The sequence below is a fragment of the Desulfosporosinus youngiae DSM 17734 genome, assembly GCF_000244895.1.
Classification (GTDB): Bacteria; Bacillota; Desulfitobacteriia; order Desulfitobacteriales; family Desulfitobacteriaceae; genus Desulfosporosinus; species Desulfosporosinus youngiae.
Map to the genome: position 1 here is coordinate 2,949,119 of NZ_CM001441.1, position 20,992 is coordinate 2,970,110.

Here is a 20,992-nt window from a genome sequence, read left to right on the forward strand (position 1 = left end):
CGATGTTCGAGTTGATCTTAGCGGCCTTAGTGCTGCCTATTGTCATAGGGTTAATTACCCTGCCGCAAAAGAAACTTGCCGCAATCCGCTATACCAATCTGGCAGGGAGCGCCTTAACCAGTGGTATTATCCTGGCGATCATCGGCAAGATAACGGAAATTAAAGTATTTAGCAGCGAGTTTCTGTATGTGGACTACCTGAGTGCTGTACTCCTTTTAGTGGTAGCTCTGCTGACCTTTACCGCCACCTTATTTTCCCTGCCTTATATGGAGAAGGAAGTAAAAGAAGGACATGCCACGGAAAAGATGATTCCCCGCTATTATGCCCTGCTTAACTTGTTTACCTTTGCCATGGTGAGCGTTCTGGTTGTAGGGAACCTAGGTCTGATGTGGGTGGCTGTGGAAGGCACAACTCTGGCTTCTGCGCTGCTGGTGGCCTTCTATTTTAACCGTTCTGCCCTGGAAGCAGCCTGGAAGTACGTCATGATTTGCACGGTAGGTATTTGTTTAGCCTTGCTGGGTACTATGATTCTCTATTATGCCCAGGTTAATGCCGGTGGCGAGACCCAGGCTCTGAATTGGCTCTACCTGAAGCAAATCAGTCACACCCTTAATCCTGCCATTGTAAAATTAGCCTTTGTCTTCATCTTGATTGGTTACGGTACCAAAGCCGGTCTGGCCCCCATGCATACCTGGCTGCCGGACGCCCACAGTCAGGCTCCCTCGCCGGTCAGCGGTCTTTTATCCGGTGCGCTTTTGAGCTGTGCTTTTTACGCATTGATTCGCAACGTCATTATTATCCAAGGAACCATTGGTACGGAATTTATTCATACGGTGCTTCTCGGACTGGGTATTCTGTCGATCATGCTGGCCATACCCTTTGTCTTGATACAGCATGATGTTAAACGATTGCTGGCCTATTCGTCCGTCGAGCACATGGGGATTATCGCCATCGGTTTCGGGATTGGCAGCCACCTGGCAGTGTATGCAGCACTGCTGCACATCATTAACCACGCCATAGCCAAGTCGGCTCTATTTTATCTGGTCGGTATCATTAGCCAGGAGTATAAAACCAGAAACATTAAAGAGATTCAAGGAATTGCCCGGGTTATGCCCGCCGTAGCCACTATGTTCATGATTGGCATCCTAGCCATCACAGGGACACCTCCGCTAAACATCTTTATTAGTAAGTTCTTGCTGATTAACGCCATGTTCGAGAGCAAAATGTGGCTCCTGGGTGGTTTAACCCTCCTGTTGCTGGTGGGCGTCTTTGCCGGTTTGATGAACTACGCCTTAAAGATGACCTTCAGCAGTGTTCCCGAAAAAATGAAGCGGGCCAATGTTTCGCCAGTCGCTCTAACCGCCATTGGTCTTTCCATCTGCCTGCTGATAATCGGCGGACTTTACCTGCCACCGTTTCTAAGCGAAATCTTAACCAAAGCGGCAGACATTGTGATAGGAGGTTAAGGAACCATGAAGGATTATAAAACGATTCCGGCTGCCGAGTTAAGAGAGACTGCCTGCCAGCTCTACGCTGAAGGACAAAATGGCCTGATGTCCATGTTCGCCAATGACGAACGGCAGCTAAACGGCAATTATGCCATCTACTGCCTGTTTTCAGTCGGTAAAAGTATGCAGGTCATCAAAGCTGTCCTGAAAGAAAAAGGGAAATTGGAGTTCCCTTCAATTACTCCTAAGATTTCAGGCGCAGCTTGGTATGAGCGTGAGATTTACGACATGTTTGGTCTAAAGCCAGTGGGCCACCCGGATTTAAGGCCGCTTGCCTTGCATGAGAACTGGCCCCAGGGGATCTTTCCGTTGCGCAAAGACTTTAACAACCAAACACCCGTACCCACTGCTAAGAAAGAGTTTCCCATGGCCGGGGTGGAAGGGGAGGGAGTATTTCAGGTCCCTGTAGGGCCAATCCACGCGGGTATTATTGAACCAGGTCACTTCATCTTCAGCCAGGCAGGCGAGGACATTATCCGCTTGGATGCCAAGTTATTCTTCCTGCACCGGGGCATTGAAAAAGCCATTGAAGGGGCACCGATTGAAAGAGCTTTCTACCAGGTGGAACGGATCTCGGGTATCTGCACCGTTGCCCACTCTTTGTCCTATTGCCAGGCTATTGAAACCATTGCCGGTGTAACCGTTCCGCCTAGGGCCCAGTATTTAAGAGCGCTGGTAGGTGAAATGGAGCGCCTTTATAACCATGTGGGCGATATTGGCAACTTGTGTGCCGGTATGGGATTTGCTGTGGGAATTATGGCCGGTGCCCGTCTGAAGGAAGATATCATGAGGGTTAACGAAGCACTTACCGGTCACCGTTTTCTGCGGGGCATGGTTGTCCCCGGTGGTGTGCGCCTTGACATTAATGATCAGTTAAGCGCTGAGATCAGGTCAATGCTGGACAAACTGATACCTGACTTCAATGAGATGATTGAACTCTTTAGAGGAAACGATGCCTTCCTGAACCGTGTCGAGACCACCGGCATTGTGCCCCGGCAGGCAGCTCTGGATTTAGGAGTCGTTGGGGTTGGCGCCAGGGCCTCCGGTGTTGATGTCGATATCCGGCGGGATTTCCCCTATGGATGCTATTCCTCGCTGAAATTTGAGGTTCCGATCTACACGAGCGGTGATGTGGCAGCCCGCCTGTGGGTTCGTGTTGATGAAGTGGCTCAGACTGTGAACCTGATTCGCGAGATATTAGAGAAAATGCCTAAGGCTAAGGGTCCCCTGAAAGCAGCTATCCCTGTTATAAAACCCTACAGCAGCGGGTTTGGCTGGTGCGAATCACCTCAGGGCAATAACATTCACTGGCTTATGGTAGGGGAGAACAATACCGTTTACCGCCTGTATGCCCGGGCTGCCGCTTATCCGAACTGGCCGGCCCTAACGGTAGCTGCACCCGGTAATATCATCCCCGACTTCCCGCTCATAAATAAGAGCTATGAACTATCATACGCCTGTGTGGACAGATAGGAGGGTACGAGTTGTTAAAGGTTTGGAAAAAAGTTATCGCCACCGGTAATGTAACAGAACCCTGGGAAAAGGCGGTACCCTCGGAACGTTCCCGGGGTGAAGTGGTCGTAGAGCAAAATGCAGCCTGCAAGGGTTGTAATCTTTGCGTCAATGTTTGTCCGACCAATGCTATAAAATTGTACGAAGGTTCACGGGTAGTTAATCAGAAGGCTTGTGTCTTTTGTGGGCTCTGCGTTGATTCTTGCCAGGAGGGCTGTTTAAAACAAACTACTAATTACAAATTGGCAATCTTGGGCGGTTCACTGGCTGAGAATACCGGTTCAGAATTGAGAAATAAAATCCGCAGGGTCCTGGGCCGGTCCCTGCATATCAGGCATCTGGACATCGGTTCCTGCAACGGCTGTGATTTTGAAATGAACCATGTCTGCAACCCTGTTTACGATATCCAACAATATGGGATTGACTTTGTAGCCTCTCCCCGTCATGCGGATTTGTTGATGGTTACCGGGCCTGTCACCCGTAATTCTACCCAGGCTCTGATGATGACCTATGAGGCAACACCTACTCCCAAACTGGTCATGGCCCTGGGGGCCTGTGCCTGCAGCGGCGATCAGATTTTCGGTGAGAGCTATGCCATTAGAGGAGCTGTTGATGCCTTTGCTCCCGTTGATATCTACGTGCCTGGCTGCCCTCCGCGGCCGCAGGCTATTATTCATGGGTTAATGCTGGCTCTGGACCGGATGTAGCTGGTCATGGGATTAAAAATGATCGTCCATAATTTCCATCAAATTGTCATTTCATTTTAGCTCTCATTCTCATCTTTCTGATGGTGTGGTCTTTAAATTTAGAACACATTTTAGCCAAGATTTTAGAGAAAAGAGGTAAGGTTCAAAATGAAGAAGATTTTTATCAGTCACTCATCCGAGGATAAGGAGATGTGTGACGCATTTGTAGACGTTTTAGAACAATTAGGTATTCCTGAGGCTGACATATTATATACATCTTCAGCAAGGCATGGTGTACCTGGAGATGAAGATATATTCGAATATCTGAATAAGCATATTAAACAAAGATTGAATGTATTTTATATGTTGTCCAATAATTATTTTAAAAATATCCATTGTATCAATGAAATGAGGGCAGCTTGGCGAGCACAAAATGAATATTCAATTTATATCTTACCAAATTTAAATTACGCAATGAAAGGCTTAAACAGTAAGAAAGGTTATAATTTAACGTCTGCTATGGAATTGACCAATCTCAAAGATAGAATAACAAAAATGTATAATACGTCTATACCAGAAAATAAATGGGAAGAAGTTAAAAACAAATTTCTTGAAGTAGTGTTAAGATGAATCACTCAAATTTAATATAAAGTATTCGCTACTAAAGCTAATCACTTGCTGATTGGCTTTTTTCTCATAAATCAAGCGGCCTGGTTTGGATCCGGGCCAGCCAAGCTGCTTAACTGAAATACAGTTTCAGCTAATTTTTAAAATATCCTTATATAAAAACCGGATTTAGGTCTATTACTAAGTCTTGAAAAATTGATAGTGCAATTTTGTCATTCTCAGTATATATTTCAGGCCTTCCGTATCTTTTGGATTTTCCTAATATAAATACACTAATGAATTTCTGATCTGGTTCTACTATCCAATATTCTTTAACACCTGCTTTTTCGTACTTATTAAATTTTATGATTTTATCGTTTCTTGTTGATGGCGGAGAAATTATTTCAATGATCATGTCGGGAGCTCCGAGACAGCCTTTATCATCTAATTTTGATTTATCACAAATAATAGAAATATCGGGTTCAACTACGTTTTTAAGATCATTTTCGTTTTTATCACATTCTTGGGGCAATCGTACACAAAAGGGGGCTGGATATACTTTGCATGACTTCCCTGTCAAATATACTGCGATTTGTTTCGATAATTCCATTAGTATTTCTTGGTGTATGCGTGTCGGCGTTGCTTGCATGTAAGGTATTCCGTCAATGATTTCCCATCGCTCTTCTTCCGGCCAATTTAGGTAGTCGGCGTATGTGTATTCTTTTCCTGCTTGAGGGTGTGACATCATTAACACTCTCCTTTAATTTAAGCTTTTGGCATAAAGTTCTTAGTAGCCTTTTTCCACTTTTGTATCTCAAATTGAGCTTGATCCAACGCTATCCATTAGTTCATTTTATACCATTTCGAGATACAAAAGACAAGGGATTTAACAAAAAGGTATCTCAAACGTTAAGCCTGGCGCCGGCCGGCAGCTCAATAATTGAGATATATTTTATTGATTAAAACGCATGCTCTATTTTAAAATTTACAATCTATCCATTTAATAAAAATGTATCCAATTTATCCAAAATGTAGTTGATTGTTACAAATTATTTCGATATGCTATATATGGTACATGAAGCCTTTTTTCATTTTGACATAGCTTATACCCACACCCCAGACTTGATCAGGTCTGACGTATTGAGCGTGATAACGTTTGCTGAGATTGGGTTTTGGATTAATTGTGATAATATTCATCAATTTCATTAAACGCTGGACCACTCAGGCAAATGAATAAAAGGTAAAAGTAATTCACCCCAGCGATTCAGCATCGCATGCTTTCACATACATACAAGGAGGCGTATTGTAATGAATGAAATGATGTTAAACGATCCGAATGGCCTGGAAAACAATGTACTTGCGTTTGTAGATTTAACACTTCTCAACTGTAAACTTAAAGGGGTTTATCAATACCAGGTTTTAGATCCTTCAAAGGCAGATAGTGAAAAAAGAACTCGAATCCTCGTTATACCGACCGATCCGGAACCACAAGGCATGAGACTGACTGAGCTGATTACTGAAGTCAACAAAATTATTACTGATTTTGGCGGTGGTCAACCTGTTACTGAAGAGGATATGAAAGCAACACTTACTTCAATGGGTCTTGATGTTTTTAATAACATTGAAATACAAATGCGACAACTTTTCATTTACGTTGACAAATCAACTATTGCGGCGAATACCAAACCATTTGAGTATGCGCTCAACTTTGTGATTCTAAATCCTGTTAAGCCGGATGAGAGTCTTAAAATATTCCATATTGATTCATTGGGACTTGCTGTTTACAACACAAAACGCGCTAAAATTATTGAGCGAATGAAACTTGAAAATATTGATGAGCTCCTAAAATAAAGGGAGCGGAGGATATGAAAGTACAAGATGCTGAGTCACTTGATTTAAAAGTAGCGCTTTACAGCGATTTTTATATTAATAACGCACTTTTTCAACTTGTTTTCCTAAACTCTCCCAAAGGTACAGCTGTATCCGGGCAGTGGATTAATCGGGATTTTATTTTTAAAATGCAGGAAGTTGCTGAATATTTCGGTGTTGAATTTCCTGACTGTCTCGATTTTGAACTTTTTATTGAAACGATCCGTTTAAGATACGCTACAGTCAATCAGTTGATTGATTTCAACGCAGTAATCCGTGACTTCGGGAGTTTGACTTTATCGACCAAACTCATTGGAACAAACAGAAATTACAGCTTTGAGATGGTATTTAATCAAAAATTAGAGCTTTCGAGCCTGCCGATTGTAGGCCAATTTTGTGACGACGGCGATGGTTTTCTCTTTAAAAAAATAGATTTAGCGTACACTGCAAATGTTGAGTTCGTATTTTCTATCGTTTCAGAACTCAGAATAAAGAAAATTCCATTAGACTTGTCTGTTGACTATAGACAGTCATTAAAAAAACAGGTGAAAAGCCTTGGCTTAAATGCCGAACAGCCAAAGAACACAATTTACTGGCTTAAAATCGATAAAGGGTTCAGCGTCCTATACTTTTCACAAATTGGGGTGAGCTTAAACGGCTCTGACTTGAAGCTTTATCTCGACGCGAGCTTTACAATTGCCATGCTGCGTGTCGATTTTTATGAACTATATGTTTCTACATCCCTTAAAAAGCTAACCGACATTGGCTTTGGCTTAGGCGGGTTAATGGTAAATGTGGAAACAAAAGCATTTAGTTTAATTGGCGGACTGTATAAATCTCAAGAAGAAGAGTGTCTTTACAACGGTTTGCTTGGATTAACGCTTTCAAAATACAGCTTCATGGCACTGGGATCTTATGGACAGCTGCCTGGAAGTGGAGAAATGAGCTTTTTTGCCTACCTCATGATTGGTGCCCCAATGGGTGGACCGCCGTACTTCTTTGTAACAGGCTTAGCGCTGGGTTTTGGAATCAATAGAACACTTAAATTACCGAACTTAGACGGTGTAAGGACGTTTCCATTAGTTGCTGCAGCTATGGGCGGCAGTAGTGCATTAAAACCTGACACGCCTCCTAAAGCGGCATTAAGCGCACTCAGTAAATCGATTGTACCGATTAAAGGTCAGTATTTCTTTTCTGCGGGCATACGGTTTACTTCATTTGGAGTTCTTGAAACCTTCTTGCTGCTCAACGTTGAACTTGGCAACAATGTTGTTATTTCACTGCTAGGGTTAGCAGACGCTTCCCTACCGCCAAAAGTATCAGGCCTGAATCCGATTGCCAGGGCAGAATTAGCCATTAAGGCAGTGATTGATATTGGGGCTGGAGAAATTATAATCATGGCAGCTCTGACAGACCGTTCATTTTTATTCCATCCCAGTTGCAAGCTGACGGGTGGTTTTGCTTTAGGCTTCTGGTTTGGCGGTGCTTATAAGGGAGATTTCATTGTAACGATTGGCGGGTGCCATCACCCTCAGTTTGTGAATAAGCATTACCCTGATATTCCGGCACTGGGTGTCACTTGGATTTTGAATAAGAATATTTCGGTTAAGGGTGAGGCGTATTTTGCGTTAACACCAACCTGTATGATGGCGGGCGGTCAGCTTAAATTATTATTTGAGCTGGGCAACTTAAAGGCGTGGTTTTTTGCAGCAGCAGAATTTTTAATGCAGTGGAAACCATTTTTCTATTCTGCACGTGTACAAGTAAGTGTTGGCGTATCGTACAGAATCAGTATTTTTGGAATTGGAAAGACCTTTAAGGTTGAGATGGGTGCCGGGCTCAGTTTATGGGGTCCTGATTTCTCGTGTGAAGTCTATATAGATTGGTACATCCTATCCTTTACTATTGGCTACAACAATAAAAATGACAGAAAACCAAAGCCTATCGAATGGGGTGAATTTGCTGAGAGCTTCATACCGGAATCCACTCAAAAAAGCAAAGCAGCTTCACAAATTCCATTACCAATAAAAGGTAAGAAGGCAGCTGCCGAAAGTGCTTCTTTAGGAACGGTACTGAGTAAAACATCAGTAAGCGGCGGACTTTTAGGTGAATATAAAACGTCTCTAGGTGAACCCGCCTATATTGTTGACGGCTATAACGCAGCTTTTTCAGTAGACCAAAAGACGCCATGCAGCAAGTTGTACTACAATGGCAGTTTAGTGTTTGAGTTTGGCAAATCATTTGGTATTGTGCCTATGGCAGTCAGTAGTGTGACAATTGAGCAGAAAGTCAGCGTCTATAAAAAGGGTCAAACTACTAAAACAGCAAAACTATTTGCGACGCCAAGTCTGAAAAATGTGCCATCGGCTTTATGGGGCAACACAGACCCTGGTATCAATGGCGAACTCCTTACAGACGCGCCAATGGGTATGCAGCTGAATGCTTCAAACTTTGCAGAAGTACTTCACATTATTCCAAGTCAAGGCGCTTATAAAGAGTCTGTGCTCAGCCAAAGAGAATCTATAACCAAAGAAATCCGTTATATAAGACCTAACTTTATTGACCCCAAGCATTACGACGAAGAGGAAGATGTGGTTATGGAAACCATTCAAAAGACAATAACAGAAAACGAGCGCCGCAACAATATTATTGAAGAAACCAGCTTTAATTTTGGTACGTGGAATTTTGCCAGGTTTAAACAAATTGGGGACAACCCTAGAGCGGTATTTTTTACAGCGCCAAAGCTGAGAACAGAAGGCAGTCTGGAAATGCAGGTGATAAGACAATGAGCAGAGGCATTCGATTTTCACAAATGACCGTTCCGCCTTTAGAGGTTGGCGAATATGAAATTAAGGTTGAACAAGTAACAAACTTAAAAGTGGCGCTTGCATCAGAATCTTTGAATATAACCGTTGCAACGGAGCGGTTTAGCATACCAGGCGGTCAGGTTTATTCGGTATACCCGCCTGCAAGTGCTGTCGGTGATTACAGCGAGTGTTTGCCGCATATTGTTTTAAAACGCAGAACTTTACCTTGGGAGATGAAATTAAATAATGAGCTGCCTGAAATGCCTTGGCTGATGCTGCTTGTATTAGACGAAACTGATGTGTTTTCAGTGGTGAATTCCAATTATCAGGAAGCCATTCAACCTGAATTGAACACCTTTGTTCCTAATCTAAAGCTTGAAGCTCATGAAAAGGACGATTCGCCGTGCAGTTTTGTAACTTTGCCGAAGAGTCTTTTCACGGAGTTGGTGCCTTACGAAAGAGAACTGTGTCTTTTGGCTCATGGCAAAGGTGTCAGCCTGGATTATAAGGTAACCGACGAAACCGTGAAGGATGACTGGTTTGCGACAATTGTTGCCAATCGATTTTGTCTTATGCCATTGGATGAAACCCACGCCATTACTCATACGGCACTATTGGTGTCACTTGAAGGCTTTGAAAAATGCTTAAAGGATTCAACGCAGCGCGAAGAAATCTTGAGTGGGTGTGAAAACGTCAGAATGATTGTTTTAAGCAGTTGGCAGTTTTCAATGGCTAAACCACTCTTTGATTTCGGATCTGTCTTTACAAACTTAAAGGCAGGCATGATGGAAACACCCTACAGCGGAACGAATGAGTTGGTTCAAAAGCTCTGCAATCAGGGCTATATGCCAATGAATCATCAGATTCGTGATGGCAGTCAGACTGTTTCCTGGTACCAATCACCGTTTATACCCTATGCTGAAGAACCTGTTGAACTGAGGTGCGCACAATTTGCGGATCAACTCCTTTGCTATGACCCTGAGTTGAGTATGTTTGACGTTCGCTACGCAGCAGCGTGGCAGCAAGGCAAATCAATGGCTTTGACAGATCAAGGATTTGCACAGAAGCTTTTTGAGTGGCGCCTGAACAATCAAAAAACAGTCAAGACCTCTAAGTACCATACTCTAATGTTAAACCATTTAAATGACAACAGAAACAAGGTTTTACCACATCATTTGACACAGCAGGCATTAAAAACTGAACTTAAAGCGTCTCTAGAGGATGCCATCGCGGAGGTGCTGGGAAATGCCAATTCGACTGGCCCATGAATCCCTAAGGATTTTTAATTCAGAACAAGAGCATCATTTTTATCAAAGCATGCGTGAAACTATTAACGATTCCGGAGAACTTTTAGAAGACGATCTACTGGCGTGGTTAAGCGAAATCTGTCTTTTAAAGAACGTTTCCTTTCATTACTTAGTACCCTCAGAAAACCTACTGCCAAGCAATTCAGTTCGTTTTTTCTACGTGAACAGCAATTGGCAGAGAGTCATTATGGATGGTGCTTGCAGCTTAGGCAGGACGGCGTCTGCAGACTTACATCACGATGAAGTTCTATTAAAAAATGCCTACGACAATGTCTTTAAAAGAATTCAAGCCGTTAGACCCCTATTACAAGGTAAGTCGGTAGCCAATGCGTCCATGTCAGAGCCCGTTTCTATTATGGGAGGATTTCTTTTAAGGTCGCCTCTTGTCAGAGGCTGGAGAGGTCTGGAGTTTCAAGCCTATGATCATTCAGATGCAGTCATTAAAGCACTCAGAATAGAAACCCTTTCCGACGAAGTTCTAATTGGGCTCTTTGCTGGCGTACCGTATAAACTTGAAATTGCTCAACCGCCAGAAGGCTTTTTTTTTGGATTTAACCACATTAATGACAAGTTTTATAAGCGGCTCAGAAGTTTTGAAGACGGGTCGCTGCTTAGCGAAACCGACACTGTTGAGGTCGTGTTAAAAAATAAAAATGCCAGAACAATCGATGTAGCGGCGACTGCTAAGAATATGGAGACTTTTTTCAGTAAACCATTTACATCGGCTGAGTTCGCACTTCAAATGATTAAGACCCCTTACCTAGGAAAAGTCATCCGCAAAGATGCAAAATAAAGGAGTGTGAGATCGTGTATCCATCGTTATCTGATCTTAAAAATAAGGTCTTAAAAGAAATTGATCCAAGAATTGGCTATCTGGAACTGGATTTTTCAAATGAGAATCACTATAAATTTTTTACAGAGCAAGTGGGTGGGTTGAAGAAATTTGAAGAAGAAAACCCGGAGCTTATAGGGGTTTTGAAAAAATTAAGAAAAGAGAAAAAAGTAAAAACAGAGCTATTTCGAAACGATGGTTACCATGATGGGCCAGACAATCAAATGGCGATTGAAAACCTTTTAGTTAGAGAAAGGCACTCAGTTTCAAACGATGTAAACGACGGAAATGATCCGGCAGGCACAGGGCTGGCTGAAATTAGAGCAGACTATATCAACACCAAAAAGAGGATTAAAGTTGTTACGGAGTTTCGTGATGTTACCTTAAATATGCTCTTAAGCACACTTGAGGAGTATGTAGACAATACGAATCTCTATAACGGCATAATAACCGCTGATTACTCAAAACTGGTACAGGATAAACCAAGGCAATTTTTAATTATTAGTACCTTTTATTGTTCTGAGGAGCATCAAAGCGGGGGGTCTACTGAGCTTAAATTGAATGCTTATGTTACAAAGCAAGACAGTTTTATGGTTAAAAGCAACAAAGACATGATCAAGAGTTTTACAGTCAATGCGCCAGTCATTCAAGAAAAACATAAAAAGGACCCTAATCACGATAAAGTTCAAGTGTCTTATTTAAGAGATGGCGTTATACCAAACTACGACTATTCTTATCCATATGATCCATTTATAGATGACAAGCATGAAAAAATATTGGTCAGAATGCCGTTTTCAGTGACCGTTGAGGCAAATGACGGCTTCTGGATTGACGGTATGGCTGAAGAGTATGGCTATGATTTGTGGCTTACAAATGTAGTCAATGGTCAAATTCGTGCCTTTGCAAATTACTCAGAAATTATTCAAAGAAAAGATGCTTTTAACAGCCAAAATCAATGTACGAAAATGACCTTCATTTTTCCGGATTCTTGGCGCAACATCATAGACAACTCAAAGCTTGGCTACCAACCCAATACCAATGTTGACTTCTACGGTTCTTTTAAAGTACTCATTACGGATGAGTTTTCTTCGCTGCCTATCGGTGTTTCGGTAAAAAGCTATGGCGACTTATACGACAGACTGAATCTTCAATGTCCAAAAATTTGGATTCAATGGGGCTGTGTTGCCAAAGAAACCCTCATAACCTTAGCAGATGGCACATTTAAGGAAGCCCAGTACGTGACAATGGAAAATTTAATTATGACTCGTAATGGGACAGGGGCAAAACTAACCAATATATACAAAGGGCCTCAAGGGAAGATTCAAGAAATCATCACAGACAGCGGCAAATCCATCAAAATGACCAAGGACCACATCATCTATTCGGAAAATGGTCTGCTGCCTGCCTTTCAGTTATTAGTGGGCATGAAGATCAGAACAGTAGATGGTCTTGAAAGTGTCATTCAAAATAACGAGGTTGACTATAACGACACCGTTTACAATTTCCAATTTGCCAATAATCAAGTCATTATTGGCAATGGAATGTATATAGGCGACTATATCCTCCAAAATTCAATAAAGGAGATCACTCAATATGAAGATTAACTTTCAATATTTCGCAGTTAAATATGTTGCCAGCGTAGTGGGTTATACCGATGAAGAAGCTCAACTGGTTTCTTCAATGTGTCAGTTTATTAGTGACAACAATCAAGATGCGAAAATTTATACCAATTATGCGAGCTTGTCTCAAAGGATTATTGACAACAACCTCTTTACGGGCAGTGGAGACCATTGTACTGTACCACTTCTTTTAACCGCACTTGAAAGCTATGACGACTTAAAAGCCTTAAGCGACAAAGACCTTCAAGAAAAAATATTGATTCCCTTTGAGTACTTTCCAGCGTATCAAATTGAAGACGACACAGATTACCTGGTCAAACCAATTTCAGATATTGGCGACAATGATCTTTTTGCTAAATTTTTCAAGGATGCCAAGGATTTGTACTCGACACCTGAAGAGAATGGACTGGAAGACTCCAGTCTGACTCACCCTCAGAAGAATGCCCTTGTTCGACTTGGCATACTGATGCATATTTTGTCTAATACCTTTATTCACGAGCCCTTCAATGGCTACACAGCCGATAAAAATGCGCTTATCCTCAACGAAGCGTACAACTCGGTTACTTATGAAAATATAACCAGCCATTATACACCTGATAAATACAAGGATTATCCAAATGTAGGCAGTGTAAGGCTTGGAGGCGCCGATAGCGATTATAACGTTCAGTTTTTTGCTCAAAATACAATAGACAAACGCAAAAGTCTAACGCGGGTGAATGAGCCTATTTTTAAGAAAGCTGGTCGTGGGGTCTATAACTTCTTAATGCTGTTCAAAAATAAAAGACCGTCACAGCAGGATTGGGAGAACAGTGTTTATCCAAACTTGCAAAAAGCTTTAAACACAAACTATACGAGCATAAACGATTTACAAGAGTGGTGGTCTAAAGTGACGCCATTCCAATACCATTATGAAGCAGAAGCTTGTAAAACAAGCCTTGTAAGGCTGGAAGACCTTAACAATCCTGAGAAACAAGGGTATTTCGATTTCTTAGTGACAGTCGATCATATTAGAAAAAGTGTTATAAAATCTGGAGGTGTGTCAATGGAAACCCACGGATTCTCAACTGCTCAAATTTCTTGTGAAGTAGAAAACCCTAATTTTGACGGTACAGACTTAACTGTGAATACAAATGTGTCCCTCAGCAAAAAGCTGGACTGTATAGGTGTTGTTTTAACTGTGACAGAATCACCTTCCGGGATTCAGATTGTCACAAAAGAACACCAGTTTAAGAATACTTCCAAGTTCAAAATGGATTTTACCCTTCCCATTCCTTTAGACGACAAAGAATATGATCTGAACATCGATTTTTCCTGGAAAGAAAATGGCATAAACAAGAGCTCCACTTATTCTAACAGCCTTAAAATTAAAGGCAACAACAGCATTATTGCAACTAAAAATCTCGTTCACCCTTGCAGCAGCACAGGCAAAGAAGTGGTTCAAGTTATTAATGGAACAGACAGCGGCATTGGCAACTACAAATATCCACTAAATGACAATTATACCGCTCAAGACGGTTCGCAACAGCTGGATTTGTATTTGCCAATTGAGTTTGAGCTGCAGTTGATTGAGCATTATAAAATACTTAAATTGGACAACTATTCCTTCACCCTTAAAGAGTCGCCTGACAAGGTTCTGACTTATTGCAACAATAAAAAATACATCAACACAAAAGTGGACAAGGAAGCAGGAAGCTTTAGCATTAAAGCGACAGAAGAATGGAAAAATCATATTCTGACAAAGCCTTACACATTGCGAAAAGCAAGTCTAATCTTTGAATTGGACGTTCAATTAGAAGTCATTTCATCAGACGAAGAAGGCTATAGAATTATAACGCTTAAGTCTAAAGATGGAGCACCGCTTAGTAAAAACATTGACTTCTTCTGGGACTTCCAATAGGACTTAGCGATGAAGAAACTAATAAACTCTGAGATGAGTACGTTACTTGTACCTATGAAAGTTTACGCCCTGCGGGTGGGTAAATCCCCTGTACCAACGGTTTTTACCAACTTAGCGGACGATTTTACAAGAATAAAGCTAAACCCATTAGGCGATTTAGTTCCATCTGAGCTTATGTCAGACAAAACCACTGAAAAACCAGGCATTCACGTGCATTGGTTTATTCCAAAGAGTCTTAGACAAGGCATTCAAGCATCCCCCGAAGAACCACCTGTTTATCCGAGAGTGCCAAATCGCTATATAATTACTCGATTATGGAAAATGAAAAACGAATCAACCGTAAGCGTTAAAAACTGGCTTGTGGAAAGCGATGTTTTACAATTAACCTGCACACCCGAAAACTATAACGATGACAGTTGTAGTTATCCGTACCTTCAAGACAGTCAGCTGCCTTACAGATTTTTAGGAAGAGTTTACCCATATGGTACGGTTGTTAGTAAAGCAGAAACTTCGGTAGATGTGTTAACAACCATAAACAGCGGTAATCCTGTGTTTTCAGTCGTGTATTCTTATTGCCGAAACGTATTTGGTTTTTACGATGATTTACTGGATGACAACCAAAAAAGGATTGAAAATGCTGACATTAGTTACAGCATTAGAGGCTATTATGAAGGCGAAGCGCTCATTGTCAAGGATGCTGATGAGTGCTTAGGGCTTTACAACTGGAAGCCTAGTGCAGCCGCAGCATTTCCGGCAAAACCATTTTTACATGGATTTATAACCAATATCAGTTGGGAATCGGATTTGGTAGATTATAACGGTCCCTTTATCCGTGGGTTAAAATCGCCTGAGCTAGCGGTCGGCAACACGTCTGCCGAAGCTCTTTCAGCGCTAAAAAGCAGTTCTTTAAAAAACGAAAATCTGATGAAGGTTCTGCTCAACAATAAAGTTCATGAGTTGACGGAATTAAACGGTGTATTCAAATCGAATTATTCAGAGCATGAACAGCGCTTTATCACCAAAAGCGAAGAGAAAATCTATACCTTGCAGAGTTTGTTAAACAGTAAGGACTATCAAGAGCTGCCCGACATACCTGCCCTTGACAAACGTTATTATGACAGGTTGAAAAGACTAGAAAGTGAGCGTACACAATCGATTTACGAGCTTAATGCCACAAAATCTGAAATAAACGATATTTGGTCAAAGTACGTTCTAAAATCATTAATACTTTTTCCACCGGCAGACAAAGCCGCAGCTCAAAAATGGATGAAAACGTACGAAGAAATGCTTAAAACTCTTTTTGAAAAGAGCCAACAGCTAAACGATCAAATTCAAGAACTCCAAAAACAAATAGAGTTCTTGACTCAGCAGCTAAATGAGGATTTGAAAAACAATTATGAAGCTCAGAAAACAGCGGGTGATCGGTATTTTGAGCCTAATGCGCCTGTTTTGCTACTTTCAGGCGTCGAAAGAAATCATGTTTTTAAGCCCAAGAATGAAGACGGAAAAGACGACCCGTTAATTTGCAGAAGCATCAGCGACACGCTGGACTACCTGCCAATTGCCTTTAAACTTAGGGGACAAGACTATGCAGTTCAAATCCAAAGAACCGACCTTATAAAACCCGACGCATTAGTGGGTGAGTGTAAAGAAGTGTTACTGGAAAGTGCGCTTTTTCTGGGTTGTAATAGCAGCTTTATTTTAGAAAGTATTATCAATAAGACTGGCATTCAAAATCTTACAGCCGCTGAAAGAGCCTATCTTCTTCAAGAAATATTAACAACCCAAAAAACACCCTTTAGTGAAACCGGCAAAATCTACCCAGATGCTAACTGCATGAATTTTTGGGAGGGTATGAATTGGGAACCCATAATGCTTTACTGGAGAGGGCTTTATTATCCTGACAAAGAGCTTTTAACCAGTCAACCCAGCTTGAAAAATTGGAAACTGCAGGACAGTGATTATACTTATATAGGTGAAGCAGTCACTACAGACCAGCCTGTAACCTTAGAGGGTCGCATACTGTTAACCCCGCAGGTGACGGATTTGCTTTATGAAAGGGTTCAGAAATACCTAGCGGATCATGATTTAAACCGATTAAAAGGACTTAATGAACTGGGAGTATTATCGCAGATGCTGGACAGCTTTAATGACAGATTTCTCATGAATTTATTGGTACTCCGGTTTCCGGCAATCATCTACAAAAATGGAAGTGTAGATCTTGCTGACGCCGTAAGGCAGGCACTTTCTGACTTCATTATTGAGAAACCTATTTTCAACAGCTTCTTTTCGCCTTTACGCGGCGGGTTCTTTAAATTCGACAAAATCAGACTGATAGATACTTTTGGAGAATTTCAAAATGTTGAATGTAAGTCTCTGGCAATTTCAGAAGACCTAAGCCCAGAGAAGGGTAAACATGGGACTTATGTCATGCTGCCGCCAAGATTCATGCAGTCTACAAAGCTGCAGTTCGACTTTTTAGACTCAAAAACAAATGCGCCATGCGACTTTAGTCTTAAGGACACCCCAATTTGCGGATGGGTAATTCCCAATCATATTGACCAAAGCTTAATGCTCTATGACGAAAGCGGTCAAATGTTAGGCAGTCTGGTCGTCACAGGCTTTAAAGACAGTCCTGTCATGTTGAGACCAGCTGCCGGACACTCTGAAATTCCAATCATGCAGCGTGAAATAAAAGCATTTGCAGATGAAATTTTGTCTAGAAGCAGTCAACACGAAAACGTTTTAACACCACTCCTTGGCATTATCGATTCATCCTTTTGGGACATACAAGGCAGTGGGGGCGCTCAAAGCACTGGTTTAAGTCTATACATAGGCAGACCCCTTGTTTTGGCAAGAGCACGCATGAGCATTGTGCAAGAGGGACCTTTAGCTCGGTTCAAGGTGCTTGAGAGCAATACAAAAACCCCTGTACCTATTCCGCCGACGTCTATTGAGTCTTTTAAAATGCCACTTGTTGTAGGGGAAAGAGACCATTTAGAAGATGGTGTTATTGGTTTCTTTATCGAAAATGGTCAGAAAACGTATGCTCAGTTCAACAGCATATATTGCCAAGAAGAAACCTCTGACTACTTTAATAAAAACAATAAGGCAGACATTCCAATGGCAGTTTCAGGCAAGAATCAGACGCTGACAGTGCTCATTGACCCGCTTCAAACTATGAATCTCATTTCAGGTATGCTGCCGGTTATGACACAGCGCATTCCTCAAAATCGAATTGAGACCGCGCTTAACTCACTTTATTTAACACTTTATACAGGTCCAATATTGGTTGGTAATGAGCCGCTGGTTATGCCCTATGCCAACATACCTGACAGAGCTTGGTCGTTTATTGTGCCGTTGGGAGATGACAAATGGTATGAGACTTCTGATCTGTATCCTGCAAATGGAAACGCATTTTTAGCAAAAGACCCTATAGGTATTGCAGAAGGTTTTTTGAAACTGAAAGCAGGTGAGAACCATGAAACAAAATGAAGCACTAGCAGAAACGATTGAAGGCGTTGACAATTGCTTGTATTTAATGGATGTTAATGACAATCGCATTTATGTGAATACACAAGATATTATTTTAAAAGATCAACCCGTCATATCCAATCTTGTTTTTCAACTCATGAACCCAGATCGAGTGCATAACATTACCTTCAAAAATCCCAAAATGCTGACAGCAGAAGCTATTCTAAAGAAACTGCAAAATGGTGAGGGAGTGGAAGACACTTCGTACATTCGATTTTTCCTTCCCTATGGCAGCACCATGGGTGATTTCATTGACGCAGAACGCGGGAAGCTTATAACGTTCGAAACGGAATCCGATGATTGGTCAGTAGCAGAAGGTGTGGTTGAAGACAGACATTTAAGTTTTGTCATCAGTTGTTATAAACAAAAGGTTATAGAAACGCTGATTAGCGTCTATTTTAAATGCAAAAACATTCAATCTTATTGCCCAGAGGGATTGACCTATGTTTACGCCGAAATTTCAAACGTTGTAGGCATTCAAGACGTCATTAAAATGTTTCCAATTCAGAAGGTCAAAGCAGTACCGCAAGTTTGTAGGTACATACCAATGCCGTCAACCGCAGGGCTGAATGAGGAAGTAACTTTAAAATGGGATGTCAGAGGCGCAAGTTCCGGAAAAATATTGCCAGAGGGCATAAACATTTTTAAAATGCCATCGCCTGAGTTAAAAGTTCATGTGAATCGCAATATGTCCTATATGCTCAACGTTGAAGGGAGTGGCTTTAATATCGACTCGGCAGCCAATGTTTATGTTTCACCGCCTAAACTAAAAAGCTTCAATTATGACGTTAAAAGTCGGACACTTTCCTGGGAATCGGCATACAGCGCTTCATTAACTTTAAAAACCGGTAACATTCAAAAAGACGTTGATGCCTGTGGGAATTTTGTGGTACCAATAGGTGAATTCCAACAAGCAACTTTGAAAGCTAAGGGCAGTTCATACACCCTTTTTAAGGCGATTAGCCTTCAAGGCAGAGCTTTTAACACACCTCAGATTTTTGATTATGAATGCCAGGCATACCCGGACTACTTCTACACAACATTTACTTGGCAGACAAACAATGTAAATCAAGGGGAGCTTTACATTTCTCTAGACAATGATACATGGTACAAAGTCTCGCAGGTTTGCAGCGGTGATTTTGAATATACGTCTAATCGCCCAGTGGTTTCAGCAAAGCTCTGCTTAACGCAAAGCAGCGGAAACCGTTACCCCGACCTCGTTCTAAAGAAGGAGGCATTTTAGTGGATCGGTATATTCAGGGACAAATTTGCGGGTCAAAGTGGCTTATGCTCAGTGAAAAGACATGTGATAAGGACATACAAATTCGCAATCAAATTAACGTCGAAATTGAAAATGTCAGTTGTGTGAAAAGCATCAGTTTCATAAATAACCTAAAAGACGGTGACCCCATACCAGACATTGGCGTAGAGCAGCACAACATTTCAGTCATATATGTGTACTTTCCTTTAGGCGATGGAGAGGCTTATTTAACGACAGAAAGTCTTGCCAATGATTTTGTATGTTATGCACCTTACAATTGGAATGTAGAAAAGGCATATGATAAAAACCAGTACGGTGTCTATTTCAAGCTGTTTCCTACAGCAGGCTATACATTTGAGCCGAGAGAGAAAATGTATTTTAGTATAACCAATATGGTGACTTACGGCAGCTTAGAAAAAATGGTCTATGTGGCTGTGGATTTTACTTCCATTTTTATGGAAGAAGGAGAAAATGCCAATGGCACCGATTTTCTGGCGTGTTTCAAAAAAAGAATGCTATTAGAAGTCGTGTCTTTTGAAGCAACACCTGCAAGAGCAGCCGTAGGAGACACTATTAAGCTGAGCTGGGTTGTTGGAGGTGACGCCGTTAAGTGTATACTGACCCCAGGTGATCTTGAAGTCAGTAAGACTGGGAGTATTCAAACAAGCGTAACAGAAGACACTGAATTTATGATTTATGCAATAGGCGATGATCAACAAGTGAGCAGGTCCGCTACAGTATATATTGAAACGCCTATTATTCGCTTGTTCACCTGTAGTGCCAAGGACAACAAAATTCGTTATGGTGACTGCGTCACCTTCGAATACGATGTTCTGAACTGTTATAGCATCTTTATGAATCAAGGCATAGGGCGGTTAACAAGCAAAGTATTCAATGTGGTGCCAACACTGAAGTCAACGGATTATACTCTATGCTGTAAAGGTCCAAATGGATTGATAAAGCAGACAATTACCATTAACATAACAGACTTCTTAGAAGTTAAAAATGTCGTTTTTTACAGATCAAAAAAATCGGATGGAAGCTATCAGTACACCTTGAGCTGGATTATACTAAACAACACTTCCAGTAAAATCATGACATCGGATGGTATTGTTAGAAGCCAAGATCAGCAAACCGGAAACATTACGTTCACAGATTCGTCTGGCAATGCGCTGACAGTTAGGTTTTTATGTACTGGTAATGGTGGGCAGAAAATTGACAACGTGTATAGTGTTTAATGAAAACTCAAAATCACACGCTAATAACAATAAAGGCCTGACTTTCAAAAATTCGGAAGAACTACAGCGCCGTTTATCGAAGCATCAAAAAGCATGGGAAAGTTATACCCAGGCCATTGAAGCATATGATAAAATCTTATTGCTGTCACCAGATAATATTGAAGTTCATAAGAATATGGGCCTTGCCCTAAAAAGATTGGGAGATCTGCAGAGCAAGGAGGTACTGTAGAGGAGATAGGCTGTATCGATTAGACATATGATAAAGCTTTGTAGTTGTCAATCAAATGAATTTATTAAAGAGTGAAATCCATACAAG

The 20,992-nt window shown here is 41.4% G+C and carries 15 protein-coding genes and 1 pseudogene; 14 read left to right on the top strand and 2 right to left on the bottom strand.

The features are described from left to right. Positions 1-2: 2 nt before the first annotated feature. The 4 genes from DESYODRAFT_RS13665 to DESYODRAFT_RS13680 all read left to right on the top strand — a co-directional run bounded on the left by DESYODRAFT_RS13665 (position 3) and on the right by DESYODRAFT_RS13680 (position 4,336). Entirely contained in the window at positions 3-1,466 is a 1,464-nt protein-coding gene (locus tag DESYODRAFT_RS13665) for a proton-conducting transporter transmembrane domain-containing protein (protein WP_007784005.1), read from the top strand. 6 nt (positions 1,467-1,472) lie between these two features. Then, positions 1,473-2,981 (top strand): hydrogenase large subunit, encoded by a 1,509-nt coding sequence (locus DESYODRAFT_RS13670; protein WP_007784008.1) that lies wholly within the window; start codon positions 1,473-1,475, stop codon positions 2,979-2,981. Between the two features lie 11 nt (positions 2,982-2,992). Further along, a complete protein-coding gene (gene nuoB, locus DESYODRAFT_RS13675; RefSeq protein WP_007784010.1) occupies positions 2,993-3,727 on the top strand; it encodes an NADH-quinone oxidoreductase subunit NuoB in 735 nt (244 codons plus the stop codon). A 147-nt stretch (positions 3,728-3,874) separates the two neighbouring features. Then, positions 3,875-4,336 carry a toll/interleukin-1 receptor domain-containing protein gene (locus tag DESYODRAFT_RS13680; protein ID WP_007784011.1) on the top strand — a complete coding sequence of 154 codons (462 nt, stop codon included), beginning with the start codon at positions 3,875-3,877 and terminating at the stop codon, positions 4,334-4,336. Positions 4,337-4,484: 148 nt separating this feature from the next. Here the strand turns inward: DESYODRAFT_RS13680 and DESYODRAFT_RS13685 are convergent, their stop codons facing one another. Next, the gene (locus DESYODRAFT_RS13685) at positions 4,485-5,057 is read right to left on the bottom strand and encodes a Uma2 family endonuclease (RefSeq protein ID WP_007784013.1); all 573 of its coding nucleotides are present in this window, start codon (positions 5,055-5,057) and stop codon (positions 4,485-4,487) included. Between the two features lie 326 nt (positions 5,058-5,383). After that, positions 5,384-5,530: pseudogene (locus DESYODRAFT_RS29235) on the bottom strand (IS3 family transposase); the annotation flags it as partial. A gap of 90 nt (positions 5,531-5,620) precedes the next feature. On the opposite strand from DESYODRAFT_RS29235, the gene DESYODRAFT_RS13690 reads away from it, so the two are divergent. The 10 genes from DESYODRAFT_RS13690 to DESYODRAFT_RS13735 are packed head-to-tail and all read left to right on the top strand — an operon-like array spanning position 5,621 to position 20,905. Continuing rightward, complete coding sequence (locus DESYODRAFT_RS13690) at positions 5,621-6,163, top strand: hypothetical protein (RefSeq protein WP_007784016.1); 543 nt, start codon at positions 5,621-5,623, stop codon at positions 6,161-6,163. Positions 6,164-6,177: 14 nt separating this feature from the next. Then, the gene (locus DESYODRAFT_RS13695; RefSeq protein ID WP_007784017.1) at positions 6,178-8,970 is read left to right on the top strand and encodes a DUF6603 domain-containing protein; all 2,793 of its coding nucleotides are present in this window, start codon (positions 6,178-6,180) and stop codon (positions 8,968-8,970) included. Further along, positions 8,967-10,256, top strand: coding sequence for a hypothetical protein (locus tag DESYODRAFT_RS13700; protein ID WP_007784019.1), 1,290 nt, complete (start codon positions 8,967-8,969; stop codon positions 10,254-10,256). The genes DESYODRAFT_RS13695 and DESYODRAFT_RS13700 overlap by 4 nt, the downstream gene beginning before the upstream one ends. Then, positions 10,234-11,088, top strand: a complete 855-nt coding sequence (locus DESYODRAFT_RS13705; RefSeq protein ID WP_007784020.1) for a hypothetical protein — start codon at positions 10,234-10,236, stop codon at positions 11,086-11,088. The genes DESYODRAFT_RS13700 and DESYODRAFT_RS13705 overlap by 23 nt, the downstream gene beginning before the upstream one ends. 14 nt (positions 11,089-11,102) lie before the next feature. Further along, positions 11,103-12,731: a Hint domain-containing protein gene (locus DESYODRAFT_RS13710; protein ID WP_007784022.1), complete on the top strand. Its 1,629-nt coding sequence runs from the start codon at positions 11,103-11,105 to the stop codon at positions 12,729-12,731. Further along, a complete protein-coding gene (locus tag DESYODRAFT_RS13715; protein ID WP_007784023.1) occupies positions 12,721-14,643 on the top strand; it encodes a DUF6765 family protein in 1,923 nt (640 codons plus the stop codon). Before DESYODRAFT_RS13710 ends, DESYODRAFT_RS13715 begins: the two co-directional genes overlap by 11 nt. 9 nt (positions 14,644-14,652) lie before the next feature. Further along, entirely contained in the window at positions 14,653-18,138 is a 3,486-nt protein-coding gene (locus tag DESYODRAFT_RS13720; protein ID WP_007784026.1) for a hypothetical protein, read from the top strand. After that, positions 18,125-19,420 carry a hypothetical protein gene (locus tag DESYODRAFT_RS13725; protein ID WP_007784028.1) on the top strand — a complete coding sequence of 432 codons (1,296 nt, stop codon included), beginning with the start codon at positions 18,125-18,127 and terminating at the stop codon, positions 19,418-19,420. Before DESYODRAFT_RS13720 ends, DESYODRAFT_RS13725 begins: the two co-directional genes overlap by 14 nt. Further along, entirely contained in the window at positions 19,420-20,676 is a 1,257-nt protein-coding gene (locus DESYODRAFT_RS13730) for a hypothetical protein (protein ID WP_007784032.1), read from the top strand. Before DESYODRAFT_RS13725 ends, DESYODRAFT_RS13730 begins: the two co-directional genes overlap by 1 nt. Beyond that, the gene (locus DESYODRAFT_RS13735) at positions 20,654-20,905 is read left to right on the top strand and encodes a tetratricopeptide repeat protein (protein ID WP_007784033.1); all 252 of its coding nucleotides are present in this window, start codon (positions 20,654-20,656) and stop codon (positions 20,903-20,905) included. The genes DESYODRAFT_RS13730 and DESYODRAFT_RS13735 overlap by 23 nt, the downstream gene beginning before the upstream one ends. Positions 20,906-20,992: the final 87 nt, after the last annotated feature.